General features: G+C 67.9%; 17 protein-coding genes, 1 tRNA gene and 1 pseudogene. 12 read left to right on the top strand and 7 right to left on the bottom strand.

Annotation, left to right across the window (positions count from 1 at the left end; all coding sequences use genetic code 11):
• Nucleotides 1-300 precede the first annotated feature (300 nt).
• From Pme01_RS31450 to Pme01_RS10590, 6 genes are all read left to right on the top strand, one after another.
• Entirely contained in the window at nucleotides 301-6,810 is a 6,510-nt protein-coding gene (locus Pme01_RS31450; RefSeq protein WP_275408516.1) for an RHS repeat domain-containing protein, read from the top strand.
• Between the two features lie 136 nt (nucleotides 6,811-6,946).
• Nucleotides 6,947-8,116: a hypothetical protein gene (locus Pme01_RS10600; RefSeq protein WP_168114532.1), complete on the top strand. Its 1,170-nt coding sequence runs from the start codon at nucleotides 6,947-6,949 to the stop codon at nucleotides 8,114-8,116.
• A gap of 529 nt (nucleotides 8,117-8,645) precedes the next feature.
• Complete coding sequence (locus Pme01_RS30870) at nucleotides 8,646-9,116, top strand: hypothetical protein (protein WP_239088134.1); 471 nt, start codon at nucleotides 8,646-8,648, stop codon at nucleotides 9,114-9,116.
• Between the two features lie 103 nt (nucleotides 9,117-9,219).
• The gene (locus Pme01_RS31445; protein ID WP_275408515.1) at nucleotides 9,220-9,351 is read left to right on the top strand and encodes a hypothetical protein; all 132 of its coding nucleotides are present in this window, start codon (nucleotides 9,220-9,222) and stop codon (nucleotides 9,349-9,351) included.
• 41 nt (nucleotides 9,352-9,392) lie between these two features.
• Nucleotides 9,393-9,701 (top strand): integrase core domain-containing protein, encoded by a 309-nt coding sequence (locus Pme01_RS30865; protein WP_239088133.1) that lies wholly within the window; start codon nucleotides 9,393-9,395, stop codon nucleotides 9,699-9,701.
• Between the two features lie 165 nt (nucleotides 9,702-9,866).
• Nucleotides 9,867-10,400: a GNAT family N-acetyltransferase gene (locus Pme01_RS10590; RefSeq protein ID WP_239088132.1), complete on the top strand. Its 534-nt coding sequence runs from the start codon at nucleotides 9,867-9,869 to the stop codon at nucleotides 10,398-10,400.
• Between the two features lie 91 nt (nucleotides 10,401-10,491).
• On the opposite strand, the gene Pme01_RS10585 is transcribed toward Pme01_RS10590, so the two are convergent.
• Nucleotides 10,492-11,724, bottom strand: a complete 1,233-nt coding sequence (locus tag Pme01_RS10585) for an IS256 family transposase (RefSeq protein ID WP_239088146.1) — start codon at nucleotides 11,722-11,724, stop codon at nucleotides 10,492-10,494.
• A gap of 143 nt (nucleotides 11,725-11,867) precedes the next feature.
• On the opposite strand from Pme01_RS10585, the pseudogene Pme01_RS10580 reads away from it, so the two are divergent.
• Nucleotides 11,868-12,539, top strand: a pseudogene (locus Pme01_RS10580) (IS6 family transposase); the annotation flags it as partial.
• Nucleotides 12,540-12,605: 66 nt separating this feature from the next.
• Here Pme01_RS10580 and Pme01_RS10575 read toward each other — a convergent pair.
• Nucleotides 12,606-12,944 (bottom strand): hypothetical protein, encoded by a 339-nt coding sequence (locus tag Pme01_RS10575; protein ID WP_168114529.1) that lies wholly within the window; start codon nucleotides 12,942-12,944, stop codon nucleotides 12,606-12,608.
• A gap of 365 nt (nucleotides 12,945-13,309) precedes the next feature.
• Here Pme01_RS10575 and Pme01_RS10570 point away from each other — a divergent pair, with 365 nt between their 5' ends.
• Nucleotides 13,310-13,498, top strand: coding sequence for a hypothetical protein (locus Pme01_RS10570; RefSeq protein ID WP_168114528.1), 189 nt, complete (start codon nucleotides 13,310-13,312; stop codon nucleotides 13,496-13,498).
• A gap of 20 nt (nucleotides 13,499-13,518) precedes the next feature.
• Nucleotides 13,519-14,535: a tyrosine-type recombinase/integrase gene (locus tag Pme01_RS10565; RefSeq protein WP_239088131.1), complete on the top strand. Its 1,017-nt coding sequence runs from the start codon at nucleotides 13,519-13,521 to the stop codon at nucleotides 14,533-14,535.
• Between the two features lie 160 nt (nucleotides 14,536-14,695).
• On the opposite strand, the gene Pme01_RS10560 is transcribed toward Pme01_RS10565, so the two are convergent.
• From Pme01_RS10560 to Pme01_RS10545, 4 genes are all read right to left on the bottom strand, one after another.
• The gene (locus tag Pme01_RS10560; protein ID WP_168114526.1) at nucleotides 14,696-15,724 is read right to left on the bottom strand and encodes a tyrosine-type recombinase/integrase; all 1,029 of its coding nucleotides are present in this window, start codon (nucleotides 15,722-15,724) and stop codon (nucleotides 14,696-14,698) included.
• Nucleotides 15,721-16,197: a hypothetical protein gene (locus tag Pme01_RS30860; protein ID WP_239088130.1), complete on the bottom strand. Its 477-nt coding sequence runs from the start codon at nucleotides 16,195-16,197 to the stop codon at nucleotides 15,721-15,723. Before Pme01_RS30860 ends, Pme01_RS10560 begins: the two co-directional genes overlap by 4 nt.
• Before the next feature lie 116 nt (nucleotides 16,198-16,313).
• Nucleotides 16,314-16,401 (bottom strand) — tRNA-Leu (locus tag Pme01_RS10550).
• 206 nt (nucleotides 16,402-16,607) lie between these two features.
• Entirely contained in the window at nucleotides 16,608-17,237 is a 630-nt protein-coding gene (locus tag Pme01_RS10545) for a hemerythrin domain-containing protein (protein ID WP_168114525.1), read from the bottom strand.
• A 199-nt stretch (nucleotides 17,238-17,436) separates the two neighbouring features.
• Here Pme01_RS10545 and Pme01_RS10540 point away from each other — a divergent pair, with 199 nt between their 5' ends.
• The 3 genes from Pme01_RS10540 to Pme01_RS10530 all read left to right on the top strand — a co-directional run bounded on the left by Pme01_RS10540 (nucleotide 17,437) and on the right by Pme01_RS10530 (nucleotide 20,475).
• Nucleotides 17,437-18,270: an SGNH/GDSL hydrolase family protein gene (locus tag Pme01_RS10540; protein ID WP_168114524.1), complete on the top strand. Its 834-nt coding sequence runs from the start codon at nucleotides 17,437-17,439 to the stop codon at nucleotides 18,268-18,270.
• A gap of 106 nt (nucleotides 18,271-18,376) precedes the next feature.
• Nucleotides 18,377-19,717: a M20/M25/M40 family metallo-hydrolase gene (locus tag Pme01_RS10535; protein ID WP_168114523.1), complete on the top strand. Its 1,341-nt coding sequence runs from the start codon at nucleotides 18,377-18,379 to the stop codon at nucleotides 19,715-19,717.
• 95 nt (nucleotides 19,718-19,812) lie between these two features.
• Nucleotides 19,813-20,475 carry a hypothetical protein gene (locus Pme01_RS10530; RefSeq protein WP_168114522.1) on the top strand — a complete coding sequence of 221 codons (663 nt, stop codon included), beginning with the start codon at nucleotides 19,813-19,815 and terminating at the stop codon, nucleotides 20,473-20,475.
• Nucleotides 20,476-20,546: 71 nt separating this feature from the next.
• Here the strand turns inward: Pme01_RS10530 and Pme01_RS10525 are convergent, their stop codons facing one another.
• On the bottom strand, nucleotides 20,547-20,738 hold the full coding sequence (locus Pme01_RS10525; protein ID WP_168114521.1) for a DUF5703 family protein: 192 nt from the start codon (nucleotides 20,736-20,738) through the stop codon (nucleotides 20,547-20,549).
• Nucleotides 20,739-20,761: the final 23 nt, after the last annotated feature.

Here is a 20,761-nt window from a genome sequence, read left to right as displayed (position 1 = left end):
CAGATAACCAGCCGTGAGCGGATGTCACGAGACCGCCGGTCGACAAAGGCTGTCCGGTTCGCCCCTGAGTCATGGGATTAATTAATTTACATAGCTAAATTTGTTATCGCTCTGTGATCAAGTGGCTACGCGGATCATGGGAGAGTCGCGACTGCGGGATCACGCCCGGTCGGCCTGCCCGCCCATCGATCCGTGCAGCGCGCGAATGCGGGGTCCCGAATGGCATATCGGGTAGGTCAGCGTCGGACAGGGTGGACGCCGATCACGGCGGCCATTGCGGCGGTATCGGTGGTCGGGGCGATGCTGGGCCCGGTCCCCGCCGCCGCCGCGCCGCGCAAGCCCGCGCCGCCACCCCCGGTGTCAAAGGGACGAGCGGTCACCGGTGTCACGCCGCTGCCGTTGCACTTCGCCAAGCCCGGCAACGATCCCGCCAAGCGGAAGTTCACCCCGACCGCGACGACGTGGCCGGCCGCCGGGGCGGCGTCCATCACGGTCACCGCGCCGGCGGCCGGGGTGAAGGAGGGGGCGAAAGCCCGCGGCGCGAAGACCCCGGCATGGGTGCAGGCCGTCGCCGACGCTACAGGTCGTTACACCGGACCGGCCAAGGTCGACGTGCGGGTGCTCGACCACGCCGCGGCGACCGCGGCCGGCATCGACGGGGTACTGCTGACCGTCAAACCCTCCGGTCCGGGGGCCGGCGACGTGCGGGTCGGTATCGACTACGCCGCGTTCGCGCAGGCCTACGGCGGCAACTACGGTCAGCGGCTGCGCCTGGTGGCGCTGCCGGCGTGTGTACTGACCGCCCCGAAAACCGTCGACTGCCGCCGGGTAACACCGCTCGACAGCGTCAACGACCGTGCCGCCAAGAGCGTGTCGGCGAAGGTTCCGGTGGGCGGCTCGTCGGCGACCGCGGCGTCGAGTTCGACGCCGATGGTTATGGCCGCCACCACCAGCACCGACCCGGGTGCCGAGGGCGGTGCGGCCGGTACGTACGCCGCGACCACCCTGGCTCCCTCCGGATCGTGGACGGGTGGGGGAAGTACCGGGTCGTTCACCTACACCTACCCGATCACGACGCCACCGGCCGCCTCGCCGCTGATACCGAAGGTCGGCTTGGGATACGACTCGGGCGATGTGGACGGGAAGACCGCCTCCACCCAGGTCCAAGCATCGTGGGTTGGGGATGGCTGGACAACCCCGCACTCGTTCATCGAGCAGTCGTTCATGTCGTGTGCGGACAATCCGGAAGGCATCGCCTCCCCGGTGTCGACGTCGGACCTGTGCTACAACGGCCCGGTCCTGACCATGTCGCTCAATGGCTCGTCGACGTCGCTGGTGTGGGACGCGGGTAAGCAGGTTTGGAAGGCCGACAACGACACCGGCATGGTCATCACCCACGTGACCAACTCGGGTAACGGCACCGGCACCGACAACACCGACTACTGGAAGGTCACCGCCCGCGACGGCATGGTGTTCTCGTTCGGCCGCAACCAGCTGCCGGGCTGGGCGTCGGGTAAGCCGACCACCAATTCGGTGGACTCGGTGCCGGTGTACTCGGCCCACCAGGGCGATCCGTGCTACAGCTCGGCCGGGTTCGCCCCGTCGGTGTGCACCATGGCCTACCGGTGGAATCTCGACTACGTCACCGACGTCCACGGCAACGCGATGTCCTACTACTACCAGCAGGACACCAACTTCTACGGGCAGAACAAGGGCGCCAAGAACACCCAGTACATCCGTGACAGTCGCCTCGACCACATCGACTACGGCTTCACCGACGGCAACGCCTACGGCACCGTCCCGGACAAGGTCGTGTTCACCACGGGCGACCGGTGCCTGTCTGGCACCTGCCAGCCGCTCAACGCCACGAACAAGGCCAACTGGCCCGACGTCCCCTTCGATCTGGTCTGCGCCTCCGGTGCCACCTGCACCGCCTACGGACCGTCGTTCTTCTCGACCGTGCGGCTGACCTCGATCGTGATGCAGCAGTACTCGACCGCCAGTTCCAGCTACGTCACCGTCGACTCGTACGCCCTGACGCAGACCATGCCAGAGACTGGCGACGGCACCTCGCCGACGCTGTGGCTGGCCTCGATCACCCACACCGGCTCGGCCACCACTGGCGGCGGGTCGACCACGCCGATCACGCTGCCGCCGGTGTCGTTCACCAGCGTCAAGCTGCAGAACCGGGTCGACACCGTCACCGACGGCCTGCCCGCGTTCTACCGCCACCGCATCGCCACCATCACCACCGAGTCCGGCTCGGTGATCAGCGCCACCTACCAGTTGATCGATTCCTGCGCCGGGCCGGTCACCCTGACCCCGGCGTCGAATACCTCCTCGTGCTACCCGGTCTATTGGACCCCGGCCGGCTACACCAAGCCGTTCCTGGACTGGTTCAACAAGTACGTCGTCACCAAGGTCACCCAGACCGACCCGACCGGCGGAGCCGCGGCCACGGCGACCAGCTACAGCTACCTGGGCGGGGCTGCCTGGCACTTCGACGACAACGAGGTGGTGCAGGCCAAGTACCGCACCTACGGCCAGTTCCGCGGCTACGGCCGGGTGCAGACCCGCGGCGGCGACGGGGTCAACGACAAGCAGACATTGTCGGAGACCACCTATTACCGCGGAATGTCGAATAACAACAACTCGACCGCGGTCACGGTGACGGACTCAGCCGGTGGTAATCACGACGACACCAACCAACTGGCCGGAAAGCCCCTGGAAACCACCGCCTACCTCGGTGACGGCGGCCCGATCGACCACTCGATCATCACCTCGTACTGGGTATCGGCGGCCACCGCGACCCGCAACCGCTCGGGTCTGCCGGCACTGACGGCGAATTGGGTGGCGCCCATCGAGACCTACACCCGACAGGCAGTCACCAGCGGCGGGTCGACCACGTGGCGCTACACCGAGACCGATAACAGCTACGACGCCGACACCGCCAGCGCCACGTTCGGCCTGCTACGGCGCAGCTACTCCCACACGGTTCCGGCCGATCCGACCTACGACCGGTGCGCCACCACTGGCTACGCGGCGGCCAACACTGCCGCCAACCTGGTCGGCCTGGTCGCCGAGACGGAGACCGACTCGGTGGCCTGCGGCGGGTTCACCCAGGGCTCTCCGGCCTCGGTACCCGCCGCGCTCAACACCCTCACCGCCCCGACGACTGTCGACCGGCCGGCGCAGGTCGTGTCGGCCATGCGCACCTTCTACGAAGACCCCACGTTCTCCACCGCGTTCCCGCAGAGTGCGGCGCCGTCCAAGGGCGACGCCACGATGGTCCAGTCGGCGTCGACCTACACCTCCGGGGCGTTCGTCTACCAGACCACCAAGCAGACCAGCTACGACTCCTACGGCCGCGTCACCGCGACGTGGGACGGCAACGGCAACAAGACCAGCAGGTCCTACACGACGGACGCGGTCGGGCTGATCATCGGCTCGACCGTGACCAACCCGCTGGGTCAGGCCACCTCAACCACTGTCGACGCGCAGCGGGGCGTGCCGCTGACCACCACCGATACCAACGGTGTGGTTACCACCCAGCAGTACGACCCCCTAGGGCGGATCACGTCGGTGTGGTTAGCTTCCCGGGCTACCACCACGCCGGCCAACTACACCTACGCCTACCAGGTGTCCAACACCGGCATCACCGCCGTCACCACCCGGAAGCTCAACGACTCCTCCGGCTACCAGACGTCGACGCTCATATATGACGCGCTCCTACGTGAGCGTCAAGCGCAGACGATGACGCCCCAGGCCGGGCGGATGGTCACCGACACGTTCTACGACACCCGCGGTTGGGTGGCCACCAAGTACAGCGGCTGGTGGGACTCGTCGACCACCCCAAACACCACCCTGGTGTCGGCGGCCAACCTCAAGGCCCAGGTGCCCAACGCCGACGTCTACACCTACAACGGCCTCGGTCGCGTGGTACAGGACGCCAAGACCAAAAACGGCCAGATCGTCTCCACCACCACCACCGTCTATGGCGGCGACCGCACCACCGTCACCCCGCCGACCGGCGGCGTCACCAAGACTACCGTCGTCGACCCGCTCGGGCGCACCACCGAGCTCGACGAGTACACCAGCGCGCCCACCGTGGCAGCCCCGGCGGACACGTTCAGCGGCGTTTGGTCGGTGACCGGCGGTACCACCGTCGCCAGCCGGTACGGCTACGACGGCCAGGGTAACCAGAGCACCCTCACCGACGGGAAAAACAACACCTGGACGTCGACGTTCAACCTGCTCGGACGCGTTACGGCCAAAACCGACCCGGACGTCGGCGCCTCCAGCATGAACTACGACGGCAATGGCAACCTCACCGAGACCACCGACGCGCGCGGCAAGACCGTTTCCTACACCTACGACGCGCTCAACCGCAAAACCGGCAAGTACGCCGCCCCCGTATCGGGGCAGACGGCCGCCAACCGGCTTGCCTCGTGGGTGTACGACAACACCAACAACGCCGTCACCGGCATGAAATACCCCTTGGGGCACCTGACCACAGCGACCGCGTACTGGGGCGGCGCTGCCTACACCACCCAGTACAGCAACTTCAACGTCTTCGGTGAGTCGCTGGGGGAGAAGGTCACCATCCCGTCGGCCACCGAAAGCCTCGCCCTGGCCGGCACCTACACCTACCAGCACGCCTACAGCACCACCACCGGCCTCCTACTCAAAGATGTCTACCCCGCAGCCGGCGGCCTACCAGCCGAAACGGTCAATCATGGCTACGCCGGCGTGCTCGACCTGCCCGACACCCTCGGCGGTGCCACCGGCTACGCCCAGGGCGTCACCTACGACGCCTACGGCCGGGTCAACCAGGAAACCATCGGCGCCTCACCGAACCTGGCCTACCTGACCAACACCTACGACGACCACACCAGCCGGCTCACCCGCCAACTGGTCACGCGGGCGGTGGCCACGCCGACCAACGTTGACGACCAGACCTACAGCTACGACCTAGCCGGCAACGTCACCAAACAGGTCTCCACCCGCCTGGGCGCGGCCAGCCCGACCGAGACCCAGTGCTACAGCTACGACGGCCTGGCCCGGCTGACCCAGGCCTGGACCGCCACCGACAACTGCGCCGCCACCCCCACCCCCACCGACCACTCGACCGTCGGTGACAGCCTCGGTGCCGCCAGCGCCTACTGGACCACCTGGAGCTTCGACGCGCTCGGCAACCGCAAGGACCAGACCCAGCACAACCTCACCGGCGGTACGGACACCACCACCAGCTACACCTACAACGGCAACAACACCAACCAGCCCCACACGCTAACCGCTACGAACAGCACCGGCGCCAGCACCGCCTCGACGTCGTACGGCTACGACGTCGCCGGCAACATGACCGCCCGCACCACCCCCAGCCAGGGTAGCCAGACCCTGACCTGGAACGAGGCCAGCAAGCTGACCGCGGTCACCGGCGGCACCGCCGGCAACAGCTCGTTCAAGTACGACCCCGACGGCAACCTGCTCGCCCAGAACGACCCGGGCAAGACGATCCTCTACCTGCCCGGTCAGCAACTCAGTCTCGACACCGCCAGCGGCACCGTCACCGGCACCCGCTACTACGCGCTGCCGGGCGGCGGCACCGTCATCCGCACCGGCTCCGGCAGCAACTACAGGTTCGCGCTCGCCGACCAGCACGGCACTCCCACCGTCTACCTCGACTCCACCGCCCAAACCCCCACCTGGCGGCAGTACACCCCCTACGGCGACACCCGCGGTGCCACCACCACCTGGCCGGACAACCACGGCTTCCTCGACAAACCCGTCGACACCGCGACCGGCCTGACCGTGGTCGGTGCCCGCAACTACGATCCCACCACCGGCCGCTTCATCAGCCCGGACCCAGTTCTGGACTCCAGCAACCCACAAAGCTGGAACGGCTACGCCTACGCCAACAACTCACCCGTCACCACCAGCGATCCCAGCGGGTTGATGTACCCCACCGACGGCGGGTCGTCAGGGACGAGCTTCATGGACTACTACATCAACTCGCTGACTGGGAACGGGTCCAGTGGTGCATGCGCCTGCCCGTCCGGGACGGTAGGAGACGTTCTGAATCAGGGAGTATCCGCCGCATCCGGCGGTGCGAAATCCTCGTCACCGAGCGACGCGACCATGCGGAATTGGGTGCGTGAGCTAAGAGGAAAGGCGACGCTCCATGGTGCGGCTGCAGTATACGACCAAAATGGGAAAAGGGTATTCTATGACGACACATTCTTCAGCGGCTTCAAGCTTCCCGATGAGTCCGGCACAAGGGAAACACACGTTGAAGCTCGGGTTCGCCGGCTACTAGGGATGAATGGGTACCTTCGCGAGGGATACACGATCGTCATCGTTGTTGATGATGATCTTCCTCCATGTGGGAGCAACTGCGATACCAAACTTGCGAAGATAGCCAGGGAAAATGGTGTGCGTGTCATCTATCGTACGCCGAACGGAAAGGATTCAGTAGGTAATCCTACTAATCGTTCCTACGGCGCGGAAAACTCCCACGCGGATCTCGAAGGTGGCGGACTTAGGCCCGAAGAAGTATTTCCGACGCGCCCTACCTTATTTGACATGTTGCCGAAAGCGGCTCCGGAGGTCCCGCGGCCCAGCGGCATCGGCGAGGTCGGCGGGGAAAGGGCCGGTCCAGGAGGGGTGGGCCGCGCTGCCGGCGCGGTTGGTGAGGTTCTGGGGCCGATCGGTTTCATCGCTGACATCATCCACTTCGCGAAATACGGGCCGTGCGGTTTTCCTGGCATGGAGGCTTCCTGTCAGCCGCATAACCCGCTATTGGACGCATAGTCATTGGGGGCGTTGGGGTTTCTGCTCGATGTCGGTGGGATGGTGGCGTCGATCCTGGTTTCAGCGGAGCGGATGCTAGGATGCCGGATCGTGTCAGGTGAAGGCGATTCGTCCAGCAGGTCAGTTAGGGGGACTGGTGAAAGAGCCCGGTAGCGGCCTGTCCGACGAGTCGCGAGCCGCGCTGCGGGCGCTGTACTCGGATAATGGGGAAATCCGTCTCTCGGCTTTCCATCGCCTGCGCGATCATCTATCTGATGAAGGTATGCGCACCGAGGAGAGCGTCAAAGCGGTTCCGTTCATCATCGAGGTGGTTGCCGATCGGAAGGCGCCAGCGCGGCCCATGGCCTGTTTCCTGCTGGCCTCCATCGCGATCGGCGACGAATTCAGCTGGCTGTACGCTTCACAGCCGCTGGATCGGCTGCGGCGTGAGGTGGCCCGTAAAGCGGCCATGACCGATGACGAGCTCGAAAAGGAACTCGCGGAGTGGGTCGCCGCCGGCGCGACCGAGCGCGTCCGGATGGAACGCCAGATCAGTGCGGAGTGGACAACCGCCCTGGAGCGACGCGATTTCCAGCGGTGGGAGTTGGCGGCCTACGACGCCGTTCGTGCTGGACTTGCGGTATATCTCGACGCCTTGGCGTCTCAAGATCCGGTAGTGGCCATGAGCGCGGCGTATCTGCTTGGGTGGTTCCCGGAGGACGCGGCGGTGATCGTGCCGCACCTGGTGCACCTGCTGGACCGGGAGCGTGACGTGACGACGGTGGCGGTCGCCTCGATCGCAGCCGGGCTTCTCGGCGACGGCGGGCACGTCGGGCTGATGGTGGCGCTGACCCAGCGGTTGGGCGGCCCGCACTTTCCGGAACGGTGGGCCGCGGCCATCGCGCTGGCTCACCTGTCCGGCGAGCCTGGCCCGGTCGTGGTGCGGGAACTGTACGACTGCGTCCGCCACGCTGACCGGTGGCCGGACGAGGTGCCCTACCTCGAGGGCAATATGGCGAATCTGGCGGTGCTGAGCCTCCTCCGCCTGTCCGACGCCGCCGCGCCGGAGCGTCTCGACGTGCTGATGGACCGGCTGATGACGCTGCAGCCCGGGCCTTCGGCGCTCCTGGTGGGCAGGTCGATCCTCGACGTCGTGTTCCCGCACGGGCGTCTTCCGGAGGGCACTACCTTCGCAGCGCTGTCCCCGCAGCAACGTAAGGTTGTCGTCGCGCTCACCGCGGGCCGTGCCTCCAGCGGAACCTTCTGGTTGGCGTTCCTGTCGCAGCATTACGGCCTTCCCGCAGACGTCGGGCTGCCGCAAAGCTGAGCCAACTGGCGCCGATGCGGATCACGGCGTGGCCGCAGCCTTCTTCGGCGGCGCCGTTGCATCGAGCCTTTTCCAACTTCATCGGCGGGCGTCTTCGAGGTTGCCCCTGCCGAAAACCCCATCCGCACTGGTGAGGGCCGGCATGCGGGTGTCGGAGATGTTGGTCCGGTTGCTGGGCCTGGGCGTAGCTCGTGATCGATGCGGCATGATGGGCTGCCGTGCTGCTGCGACTGGCGTACCTGGGCGTGACGAACGCGTTCGCCATGCTGCGCCTGCTGCCGATGAGCAATCGAGACAAGGATATGGAAATCCTTGCCCTACGCCTGTAGGTGCCGAAAATGCCGTTCGGGCAGCTCAAGCGGCGTGTCGGTATTCGTGGAGGATGCCGCCGAGTCGATCGCGTCGGCGGATGTCGAGGTGGTCGAGTGTGCCCGGTGCGGTGAAAGGTTCGGGGAGCGGGTGTACCGTGCCAGAACTGCTCGCACACGGTGTGAGCTGGTGTTTGTGACGGTCGCGCAGGATCGGATGCATGGTTGTTCGCCTGCTGTACCTGACCGCGGTTCGGATGTTCGGCTGGTTGCCGCAGGTGAGGCGCGGCGAGTCCGCGATGATCGCCGAGCTGTTGGTGCTGCGCCACGAAGTCGCCGTGCTGCGGCGCCAGGTCGGCAGGCCGCGCCTGTCATGGCCGGACCGAGCCGTGCTCTCCGCCTTGGTCCGCGCTCTTCCGCGCGAGCTATGGAAGCACCGGATCGTCACGCCGGCCACGCTGTTGTCCTGGCACCGTCGCCTGGTCAGCCGGCACTGGACCTACCCGAACCGGCCGGGACGGCCACGGATCAGCGCTGAGCTACGTGGCCTTGTCCTCCGACTGGCCCGCGAGAATCCCGGTTGGGGGCATCGCCGCATCCAAGGCGAACTCGTCGGCCTCGGCCACCGCGTCGGCGCCGGCACCATCCGCCGGATCCTCGCCACCGCCAGGATCGGCCCGGCGCGACGTTGACACCAACTGGCGGACCTTCCTGCGAACGCAGGCGTCCGGGCTGCTGGCGACGGACTTCTTCCACATCGACACCATCACGCTGCGGCGGCTGTACGTGTTGGTCGTGATGGAGATCGCCACCCGACGGGTACACATCATGGGCGTCACCGCCCATCCGACGGCCGAGTGGACCACCCAGCAAGCCCGCAACCTGGTCATCGATCTTGGTGATCGAATCACCAGCTTTCGGTTCTGATCCGGGACCGGGACTCGAAGTTCACCGCACCGTTCGACGCGGTGTTTACCGCCGAAGGCGTCGACGTGGTCAGGACTCCGCCCCGCACACCCCGCGCGAACTGTGATGCAGAGCGGTTCGTTCGAAGCGTCTGCGCCGAGTGCACCGACCGGATGCTGATCTACCACGAGCGCCATGCCCGTGCCGTGATCGGCGCCTACGAGCGCCATTTCAACGACCACCGTCCACACCAGAGCCTCGACCAGCACCCACCAAACCACGACCCAGACGTGGTGGTCGCGATCGACGCACCGGTACGGCGAAGACGAGTCCTCGGCGGCATGGTCAACCAGTACTCACGAGCCGCCTGACCGATCGCCCGAGCCGCAGGTCAGAGGCCATGCGGCGAGCATTGGCACCGTGCACGCCCAGCACCGCTGGCGCGCGGTCAACGCACCCCACCTCGTCGCCCTCGTGCGCGCCGGCGCCCGCTTCGAACGCGGCCTCCTGGTCGAACGCCCCGAGGCGGTCGCGGCGTGAGCACCATCGCGGCCCAGGCCGTCACCACACGGCGGCTGGACCTGCTGCCGCTTCTCGTCGAGCACGCCGCGGCGATGGCCACCGTGCTGTCCGATCCAGCTCTGCACACGTTCACCGGCCGCACTCCGGACACCCCGCAAGCGCTGCGCTCGCGCTACCAGCGCCTGACCTCAGGCTCTCCCGATCCGGCCGTCTCCTGGCTGAACTGGATGATCCGCCTCCGTGACGAGGCCTGCCTGACCGGCACAGTCCAGGCGACGATCAGTCCCTCCGGTCACGGCCCCATCGCCGAGATCGCCTGGGTAGTCGGGACTGCATGGCAGGGACGAGGCATCGCCACCGAAGCAGCTCAAGGACTCGTCGACTGGCTCAGCCAGCAGCCGATGCAAACCGTCATCGCCCACATCCACCCCGCAATCCGCTGCCGTCGCCGTCGCTGCCGGGCTCACACCCACCGACGAATTGCACGAAGGCGAGATCCGATGGCGCCGGAGCCTCCGGCGATAACTTCGCCTATCCACAGGTCTTGACTATTGCTCCCGACGTCATGACCCCGCCGTCGATCAGGCCATGAGTACGGGCGGGAACTGTCCGATCTTCGGTGTAACTAATCCAGCGCTCTCAATTGGTGGTGCTCGGAACGATACGGCCCTCGAAGGTGATCGCGAAGGCGTTGAGGGCGGGCTTCCAGCGGATCGCCCATCGGGCCCGGCCGCGTCCGGTCGGGTCGAGGGCGCGGGTGGCCAGGTAGAGACACTTCAGGGCAGCCTGTTCGGTCGGGAAGTGCCCGCGGGCGCGCACCGCGCGGCGGTAGCGGGCGTTGAGCGACTCGATCGCGTTCGTGCTGCAGATGATGCGGCGGATCTCGACGTCGTAGTCCAGGAACGGCACGAACTCCGTCCAGGTCGCCCGCCACAGCTTGACGATCGCCGGATACTGGCCGCCCCAGGTGTCGGCGAACTCGTCGAACCGGGCCGCGGCGGCGGCCTCGGTCGCGGCGGTGTAGACCGGCCGCAGGTCCTTCGACAGGGCGTCCCAGTCGCGGCGGGAGGCGTAGCGGAAGGTGTTGCGGATCAGGTGGATGATGCACGCCTGCACCGTCGCCAGCGGCCAGGCGGTGGTGATTGACTCGGGTAGACCTTTGAGGCCGTCGCAGACGGCGATGCACACGTCCTGCACGCCCCGGTTTTTGATCTCGGTCAGCACCGACAGCCAGAACTTGGCGCCCTCGCCGCCGTCGCCGGCCCACAGCCCGAGGATGTCGCGTTCGCCGTTGACGGTCACCCCGATGGCCACATAGACGGGCCGGTTGGTCACCTGCCCGTCGCGGACCTTGACCATGATGGCGTCGATGAACAGCACCGGATACACCTTGTCGAGGGGCCGGTTTTGCCACTCGGTCATCTCTTCGAGCACCTTGTCGGTGATCCTCGAGATGGTGTCCTTGCTGACCTTCGCGCCGTAGACCTCGTCGAAGTGGGCGGCGATCTCGCCGGTGGTCAACCCGCGCGCGGTCAGCGACAGCACGATCTGGTCGACGCCATTCAGCCGGCGCTGACGCTTGCGCACGATGACCGGCTCGAAGCTGCCGTCCCGGTCGCGGGGCACATCGAGCTCGACCGGACCGACCTCGGTGAGCACCGTCTTGATCCGGGTGCCGTTGCGGGAGTTGCCGCCGGTGCGCCCGGCCGGGTCGTGCTTGTCATAGCCCAGGTGCTCGGTCATCTCCGCCTCCAGGGCGGTCTCCAGCACCGTCTTGGTCAGCCCGGTCAACAGTCCACGCGGGCCGACCAGGTCGATCCCTTCCGCGCGGGCCTTGTCCACCAGCTCGGCAGCCAACTGCTGCGCATCCATCGGCTTCGGCACGGAATCAATGATGTCGCTCACTGCCTGTCCTTCCCGCCGAGCCCTCGAAGCTCGGCGTGTCAGGCCAGATCAGTTACACCTTTTATCGGACAGTCCCCGTTCCCCCCCCCTGGCCGCCACCGAAGCCGGCGTTCACCGGGTTCCGGTTCCCGGCCGAGGTGATCATCGTCGCGGTCCGCTGGTACCTGCGTTACAGCCTCTCCTACCGAGACGTCGAGGAACTGCTCGTCGAACGCGGCATCGAGGCCGACCACGTCACCGTGTACCGGTGGGTGCAGCGGTTCACCCCACTGCTGGCCGACGCCGCCCGATTCAGCCGCCACTCACCGGGTGACCGGTGGCACGCCGACGAGACCTACGTCAAAGTCAACGGAGTCTGGCGCTACGTCTACCGCGCCATAGACCAGTACGGGCAGGTCAGCGACGTGCTGGTGTCGGCGCGCCGGGACGCTGACGCGGCGCGGAGGTTCTTCCGCCGGGCGCTGTCGATGTTGAAGGGGCCGCCCTGTGAGGTCGTCACCGACGCTGCCGCGGTCTACCCCGCCGTCCTCGACGAACTGATGCCGCAGGCGTGGCACCACGTCGAGCAGTACGCCAACAATGCGATAGAGGGTGACCACGGTCGACTCAAGCATCAGCTGAGAGCGATGCGCGGGCTACGCACGGACAAGACAGCGCGAGTGATCATCGCCGGGCACGCCTTCATGCAGAACCTCCGCCGTGGCCACTACGAACTCGCCGTCAACGCCCCGCCGAGAACGCGGGTCGCCGCCGCGTTCACCGAACTCGCCTACGCGATCTGACCCCAGACCGAGGCGGGTTCAACGCGTCCATCGATCCCACAACGCAACGGCGCCCGTCAACCTCCGTCAACTGTTGGCTGACACCGTGGTCCCGTGATGCTTGGCACGATCGAATTTTGCATTTCGATCGGTCTCGAGCGACCAGTACGAGCGGTGTCGGGGGTGCGTGGTGGACGTGATCAACGTGCTGCAGGGGGTTGCGCCCGAATCGTTGGGGTGCCGGCGGGACGGGAACCGATTGCTGCGGCCGGAAACTGTCCCATGACCATCCGTTACGACGGCCTGCTGGCCGGCGCGCAGCTCGGCCGCGATCTCCACAACGCGGCCGATGTCGCGGATACAGCTGGCGATCCAATCCCGCAGCGCACCCGCCCGGTTCTGGTTGTACACGCCGTTGGCCGCCATGGCTGTCTAGCGCAGACAGTGTTCGAGCCGGTCCGACGTGTGCGGACTCGGCGGCGATGGTGTCCCCGGTAACAGACCGTGCCACCGCCGCGCCAGTCGCGGTGGGTGGCTTCGGAGACAGGCTGTGGTCGGCCCTGGGTCTCGGAACGCACGCGGCGCAGCCGTCCCCTCCTGGACTGCCTCTTGCGCCATTGGCGCCGTCCCCGTCACGCAGTTCGACGTTCTACGTCGTGACTACCATTGACCGGCGCGGGCGCGTTGCGGCCCGGTCGCCGCTGCGGACCTTGGGTTGGCGCGCAGGGTTACGTGTCGCTGTCACCGTCGTGTCCAGCGTCGTCGTTGTCGTTGCACGCGCGGACGGCGCGGTGGCGATCACTGCGCAGGGCCACCTGCGGTTGCCCGTCGCCGTGCGGCGGGTGTGCCGGCTGCACGATGGTGACCGGCTGCTGGTGGCAGCGTGCCCGGACCCTGGCATCCTGGTGGCCTACCCCATGGCAGAGCTGGACGCGATGGTGTTGGCGTACCACGCCACGCGCAGAGGCGAGGCGTGCTGATGGAAACACGCTCCGCTGCAGTGTCCGGTGCCGACATCGAGGCGGCGCGTCTGCTGCTCGACCGTTTGGGGGTGTCGCCGGAACAGGTCATGCGCGGTGCGGGACCCCGCCGCCCCATGCCCACCTTCGACGAGTACATCGGTCGCGTGTCGCACGTGGTTACCGATGCAACCCGTAGCGTGTACGAAACCTACTGGGCGAAGGTGCGACAAGTGTGGGGCGCTCGGCGCCTGGACGAGCCGACGCCGCTGGAAATCCACGAGCTCGCCGAGTGGGCGAAGCGGCAGAGTGTCACCCGACGGAATTCTCGCGGTGGCCGTGCGTCCGCCGAACATGTGATCGCCGCGCTGCGGTGCCTCTATCGGTACGCCGTCATGGATGGCCTGATAGCCGAGGCCGACAGCCCTGCTGCCCGGGTGGCCAAGCCGCGTCGTCTGCCGAGCACGCGCCGCGCGATCTCCGCCACCCACCTGGCTCAGATCAATGCGGTGGCCGCCAGTACCGGCAACGACCCGGAGCTGGACAGGCTGCTGCTTAGGCTGCACACGGAGACCGCTTGTCGCCGAGCGGGCGCGCTCGGCCTGCGCCTCTGTGATATCGACAGCGAGCAGTGCCTGGTCCGGCTGCGGGAGAAGGGTGAGACGGTGCGCTGGCAGCCGATCTCGCCGACCCTGACGCGCTATTTGCTGCTCCATAACGAGGAGCGCGGCACCGGCGACCCAAGTGGCCAGCTGTTGCGCTACGGAAACGGCAAACCGATCACGGCACGCCGGTACGACTACCTCTGGCAGCGGCTGGGCAAGCACCTGCCGTGGGTGGCCATCCAGCAGATCAGCACCCACTGGCTGCGGCACACCACCCTGACCTGGGTGGAACGCAACTTCGGCTACGCGGTCGCCCGGGCCTACGCCGGACACAGCGGAAAGAACGACGCAGGTACGACATCCACCTACGTCCGTGCGGACCTCTACGAGGTCGCGGCCGCTTTGGCGGCGCTGACGGGCGAACCGCACCCCCTTGCTGTCGACTCCCGGTGACGCGCGCTGTGGCTGTGCGCCAGCGCTGGCACACAGCCACAGCGGCCCAGTCGGGAAACGGTTGCAACCCCGGCAGCACCCGAACCGTCATCGGGGTCGTCGAACCCGCACGCATGGATTCCTGGATGCATCGGTAGTCGCACGGACTCGGCGACCGTCGTTACTCGAGGGGATGGGGCTCCCCGGTGAGGGCGGCGAGCGCGGATGCGACCTCCTGGATGCTCGCGCGGATGTAGGTCGTGGTGGTGCCCGCGTCGCTGCCGCTGTCGGTGTGCCCGGCGTAGGCCCGGGCCACCGCGTAGCCGAAGTTGCGTTCCACCCAGGTCAGCGTCGTGTGCCGCAGCCAGTGGGTGCTGATCTGCTGGGTGGCCACCCACGGCAGATAGCCGCCGATGCGCTGCCACAGGTGGTCGTAGCGCCGGTAGGTGATCGGGTCACCGTTGCGGTAACGCAGCAACGACCCTGTCGGGGGAGCGTGCCGGTCGGTGGCGTGCTGCTGCAGGTGGGCCATCAAGGTGGGTGAGACCGGTTGCCAGCGCACCGTGTCGCCCTTCTCCCGCAACAGGATCAGGCACTGGTCGGGGTCGAGGTCGGCCGGTCGCAGGGCCAGGGCGCCGCCGCGGCGGCAGGCGGTCTCGGTGTGCAGCCTAAGCAGCAGGCTGTCCAGCGCGGGGTCGTTGCCGGTGGTGGCCGCGACCTGATTGATCTCGGAGAGGCGGGGGTCGGGCACCGCGCGGCGGGTGCTGGGTAGCCGTCGCGGCTTGGCGACCTTGCGGGCGGGGTTGTCGGCCTCGTCGATCAGGCCGTCGGCGACCGCGTGGTGGTAGAGGCAGCGCAGCGCGGCGATGAGGTGTTCGACCGCGCTACGACCGCCGCGGGCGTTGCGGCGGGCGACCACATGGGTGCGCACGTGCTCAGCGAGCCGCTGGATGTCCGAGGCGGTGACCTGGTCGAGGTGCCGCTGCCCCCAGTGGTCGGCGATGCGGTTCCAGTAGCTGCTGTACACCCGGCGGGTGCCGGCGCCGACCGCGGCGGACACGATGGGGATGTAGGCGGCAAACGTCGGTGCCGGCGGGCGGGGCGCTGCCGCGCCCAGCAGGTCGTTGGGGGACACGCCCAGTTTGGCCAGCAGCAGCCGGGCGGCGTCGAGTTCGGCCGGCCCGGGGCCCGACGTGGGCTGTGCGGTCATCCGGCATCACCACCCAGCACGCGGGCGTGAAACTGGGTGATCATCGAGTCCAGGATGGCCGGCGGGTACACCACGAGCAGGCCGTCGGCGGGGTCGGCCGCCAGTAGCACCCGGTCGCCGGTCGCCAGGCCGCACCAGCGGCGGACGGTGGCCGGCAGTTGCAGGTGTCCCTGAGTGGTCAGGCCGAACACGCCCTGCCGGTCGGCGGTGACGAGTACCAGCCCGCCGCGTTCGCGCACGTTCAGGCGGGTGCCCGCTGCCCAGCCCAGCGCCCGGATGACCGTGAGGTCGGAGGCCCGGCCATGGCAGTCGAGCGTGGCCAACCCGTACACGGTGGCCCGGGTCCGGATCCGGGTGTCGGCGAGGCGAGGCAGCGGCAACGACGGACGAACGTTCCCCGGCGTGGAGGGGTGGTGGGAGCCGGCCGCGGGAGCGATCGGCGGGATCACGGGGGAGACGGCGACGTTAGTCACGTCGATCACCCCGGGCGCGCCGGTGCGGTCGTGTGGAAGGGGTCGAGAATGCGCCGTTGGTGTGTCCGAAGGCGTTCGACCACGCGTACGTCAGATGTCGCAAATATGCTACGAGCTGGTGTCCGAGGGGGGACTTGAACCCCCACGCCCGATAAAGGGCACTAGCACCTCAAGCTAGCGCGTCTGCCATTCCGCCACTCGGACCTGCCATGCGCCGCGTCGGCGACAGGGCGCAGAAGCCCCGCCGACCGCTCAGCGGCACGGACAATGACTGTACACCCCAGCCGTCGATCATGCGAAACGGATCGCCGGTGGGCTCGTGATCTTGTGGGGGCGCGGCCCCGGTGAGCCGGGGGCCGATCGAATCGAGCCGCCCGGCTCCGACGACCAACAGCGGGGAACCACGATATCTACAGGTCCTCGGGCCAGGTGGTACGCCCCGCGATGATGTCCCGGACCTTGTCCACCACGCCGACCGCCGGGTCGAGCACCTTGTTGACCGGGGGAGTGACGGGGGTCGCCGGGTGCGGCCGGGTCGGCGCCGCCTCGTGGGCGATCTCGACCCGGTTGCCCAGCCGGATCAGCTCGTTCTCGCTGCACCGGGCGCGCAGCCGGGGAAAGATCTCCTCCGAGGCCCGCATCGCGTGGCGGCGGTGCTGTCGGCTGACGGTGGCGACCAGGGTGGCGTACGCCGGGTCGTCCGGCGCTGAACCGTGCAACTGCTTGAGGGTGAGCAGCATCTCGGCGTCCTCGGCCAGTTCCTGCGCGGCGAGGTGCTCGCCGTCGCGGAGCACCGACCGCGCGGTCGGGTACAGGTACTGCTCCTCCACCGACAGGTGCCGGGACAGCATCGCCACCAGTACCTCGGCGATGGCCGACGCCGCCGAGGCGTCGGCCAGGGACTCGCGGAGCCGGTCGCACAGGGCCGAGATCTGGTGATGGTCGTCGACCAGGATGTCGACCATGTTGCGACCGCCCGGGATCACGTCGTTGTCGTCCACCGCGGGGGCCGGCGGTAGCGGAGGCAGGGGCGCTGACACGGGCGATCTCCTCGGTGGGTAGTGATGGTGCCCGATCGGTACCCTGCCCCCTCGGGCCGCAAACCGTCGGCGTTTCGATAACGCAGAGTGCTTACGCATTCACTAATCGCTAAATCAGCTATGTCGATGGATCAACGTTTCCGTGCGATAAAGAAAGTTACCTAGCGGTAACCCCCATCGTACGAAGCGAGGTCCATCAATGAGACTCGTGCGTACCGGCCTGGTCGCCCTCACGACGGGTATGGCCACCGCCCTCCTCCTGCCCACCGTGCCAGCCGCCGCCGCCCCCGGCCCCCCGCCCAGCTCGATGGCGAGCATGGGCGACTCGATCACCCGTGGGTTCAACGCCTGCGGCTGGTACGTCGACTGCACCTCCCGGTCGTTCAGTACCGGCGACGACAGTGGCGTCAACAGCCACTACCTCCGCATCCGCGCCAAGAACAGCGCGATCAACGGCCGTAACTACAACGATGCCCGCAGCGGTGCCAAGGCGGCCGACATGCCCGGACAGGCCGACACCGCGGTCTCCCAGGGCGTCCAGTACGTCACGGTCCTCATCGGTGCGAACGACGCGTGCACCAGCTCGGAGTCCACGATGACCCCGGTCGGCGCGTTCCGCGCCTCGATCGACTCCGCCCTGGGCAAGCTCAGGACCGGCCTGCCGAACGCGCGGGTGGCGGTGATCAGCATCCCCGACATCAAGCGCCTGTGGTCGGCCGGCAGGGGCAACGCCGGCGCCCTCAGCGCCTGGTCGCTGTTCGGCATCTGCCAGTCGATGCTGGCCAACCCGACGTCCACCGCCGCCGCCGACAACGCCCGCCGCGACCGGGTACGCCAGCGCGTCGTCGACTTCAACGCGCAGCTCGCGCAGGCCTGCGCCGCCTACGGGCCGAACTGCGACTTCGACGACAACGCGGTCTTCAACTACCCGTTCGCGCTGTCACAGGTGTCCACCTGGGACTACTTCCACCCCAACGCCAGCGGTCAGGCCGTCCTGGCCCAGATCTCCTACGCCGCCGGCTTCAATTGGTAACGACACACTGACACTCGTGACAACACGCTGAAACTGGCGACAACGCGCCGACCCGCCGCCGCCGGTCGCGTCCGAGGTGCCGACCCCGACTGGTAAGAAGAGGGGTATGACCTCACAAGACGCTCCGGCGGCGACCGGCCGCCCTGTCAGCGCCGTTGACGAGGTGGTGGAGATCTGCCGCGACCTGCTGCGCATCGACACCACCAACACCGGCGACACCACCACGAGCGCTGGGGAGCGCGCCGCCGCCGAGTACGTGGCGGCCAAGCTGGCCGAGGTGGGCCTGGAGCCGGAGATCCGGGAGAGCGCCCCGGGGCGGACCAGTGTGGTCGCCCGCTACGAGGGCGCCGACCGCGACCGCGGGGCGTTGCTCGTACACGGCCACCTCGACGTCGTACCGGCCGACGCCAGCGAGTGGTCGGTCGACCCGTTCGGCGGCGAGATCAAGGACGGGTACCTGTGGGGCCGCGGCGCCATCGACATGAAGGACTTCGACGCCATGGCCCTCGCGGTCGTCCGGCAGTGGCGGCGGGAGGGCCGGGTCCCCCCGCGCGACCTGGTGCTGGCGTTCCTGGCCGACGAGGAGGCCGGCGGTCGGTACGGCGCGCACTTCATGGTCGACAACCACCCGGAGCTGTTCGAGGGCTGTACCGAGGCGATCGGCGAGGTCGGCGGCTTCTCCTACACCGTCGACGAGAACCTCCGGCTGTACCTGGTGGAGACGGCCGAGAAGGGCATCGAGTGGCTGCGGCTGATCGCCCGAGGCCGCCCCGGCCACGGCTCGATGGTCAACGACGACAACGCGATCACCGCCCTGAGCGAGGCCGTGGCGCGGCTGGGCCGGCACAAGTTCCCGATCGCGATGACCGACACGGTACGGGCGTTCCTGGCACAGGTATCCGAGGCGCTCGGCATCGAGGTCGACCTCGACGACCCCGAGCTGGCCATCGCCAAGCTGGGTCCGATCGCCACGATCATCGGCGCGACCGTGCGCAACACCGCGAACCCGACCAGGCTGGAGGCCGGGTACAAGGAGAACGTCATCCCCAGCCGGGCGGTAGCGACCGTCGACTGCCGTACCCTGCCCGGCCACGCCGAGGTCTTCGAGAAGCAGTTGCGCGACGTGATCGGCCCGGACATCGACATCGAGTACATCGAGCGCCAGCCGCCCCTGGAGACGGCATTCGACGGCCCGCTCGTCGAGGCGATGAGCGCCGCGCTGCTGGCCGAGGATCCGGCGGCCAGGGCCGTCCCGTACATGCTCTCCGGCGGCACCGACGCGAAGGCGTTCCAGAAGCTGGGCATCCGCTGCTTCGGCTTCGCGCCGCTGCGGCTGCCCGCCGACCTCAACTTCGGCGCGCTGTTCCACGGCATCGACGAGCGGGTACCGGTGGAGGGACTAAAGTTCGGCGTGCGCGTCCTCGACCGGTTCCTCGCCGCCAGCTGAGCCGCCGGTTCCGAGCTGATCCACCTGATCCGACCTACTCGCAAGATCCGAGCTGACGCCCCGAAATCCATCACGCCTGAAGGGGAGCGAAAACCATGACCGACCGGCACGCGGAGCTGGACACCGCACTGGAGCGGGTGATCTCCGCCGCCCGGGCCCATCTGACCGCCGTCAAGGCGGCCGATGGGCGCACCGACGACGATCAGGTGTGGCGCGCCTACGTCGAACTCAACAACGCCTCGTTCGAGTACGACGAGCTGCTGCTCGACGCGTTCGGCGAGGTGACGCCGTGGGATGTCGACGCGATCGACCCGGACGAGGCCGACCGGCAGCTCGCCATGCTGACCGAGGGGGCCGACGACCCGCACCCGCGGGTGGTGTCGGTGCGGCAGCGGCGCGACTACCGGGTACCCAGCGTCAGCGCCCTGCTGCGGATCGCGGAGTCCGCGCGGCAGGCGGCACCCCAGGCCGACGGCGAGTCGGTCGCGCCGGTCGAGTCGGTGGGGGAGGCGCTGCTGGAGCTCATGCAGGCCGGCGACGGCTCGCTAGGAGCCTTGGACATCCCGGAGCTGGAGTCGCTCAACGGGGTGGTGGTGGTCGCCGAGGTCACCGCCGGCCTGGATCCCGAGGAGTTCGACGACACGGACGGCACCGGGCCGTTCCAGCTCGACGCGGATGACCGGGTCGTCGACCGGCTCGACGAGCACACGTACGTCGACCTCGAGGACGAGTCCGGCGACGGCGGTCGCCGGGAGTAGGCGCGTGTGCGTGGCGCCCGGACCCAGCCGGGACCGGGCGCCACCACGCCACGGCCGACCGAACGGCTCGGTCAGTACGACAGGCCGGGCTGGGAGTTCCCGGTCACCCGGCGGCGGAGCATGACCTGCCTGGTGCCGTCGGCGTACAGCCGTACCCGGGCCAGCTCCCAGCCGCCGTACTCGGCCTGGATCGTCAACTGCGCCGTTGCGGTCAACCGGTCGACATTTGCTGGCAACCGCAGCGGCGCGTATTCGTAGTCCATGGTTTCCGATCCTGCCCCCGACC

It is taken from the genome of Planosporangium mesophilum (assembly GCF_016863255.1).
GTDB lineage: Bacteria > Actinomycetota > Actinomycetes > Mycobacteriales > Micromonosporaceae > Planosporangium > Planosporangium mesophilum.
This window is presented reverse-complemented; position numbering and strand designations above follow the sequence as displayed.

What these genes read in the sequence shown, in the direction of transcription:
- Pme01_RS31450 (WP_275408516.1), top strand. Translation starts at nt 301, where the DNA reads ATGCTGGGCCCGGTCCCCGCCGCCGCCGCGCCGCGCAAGCCCGCGCCG.
- Pme01_RS30870 (WP_239088134.1), top strand. Translation starts at nt 8,646, where the DNA reads ATGGTTGTTCGCCTGCTGTACCTGACCGCGGTTCGGATGTTCGGCTGG.
- Pme01_RS10585 (WP_239088146.1), bottom strand. Translation starts at nt 11,724, where the DNA reads ATGGATGCGCAGCAGTTGGCTGCCGAGCTGGTGGACAAGGCCCGCGCG.
- Pme01_RS10575 (WP_168114529.1), bottom strand. Translation starts at nt 12,944, where the DNA reads ATGGCGGCCAACGGCGTGTACAACCAGAACCGGGCGGGTGCGCTGCGG.
- Pme01_RS10560 (WP_168114526.1), bottom strand. Translation starts at nt 15,724, where the DNA reads ATGACCGCACAGCCCACGTCGGGCCCCGGGCCGGCCGAACTCGACGCC.
- Pme01_RS10540 (WP_168114524.1), top strand. Translation starts at nt 17,437, where the DNA reads ATGAGACTCGTGCGTACCGGCCTGGTCGCCCTCACGACGGGTATGGCC.
- Pme01_RS10535 (WP_168114523.1), top strand. Translation starts at nt 18,377, where the DNA reads ATGACCTCACAAGACGCTCCGGCGGCGACCGGCCGCCCTGTCAGCGCC.
- Pme01_RS10530 (WP_168114522.1), top strand. Translation starts at nt 19,813, where the DNA reads ATGACCGACCGGCACGCGGAGCTGGACACCGCACTGGAGCGGGTGATC.
- Pme01_RS10525 (WP_168114521.1), bottom strand. Translation starts at nt 20,738, where the DNA reads ATGGACTACGAATACGCGCCGCTGCGGTTGCCAGCAAATGTCGACCGG.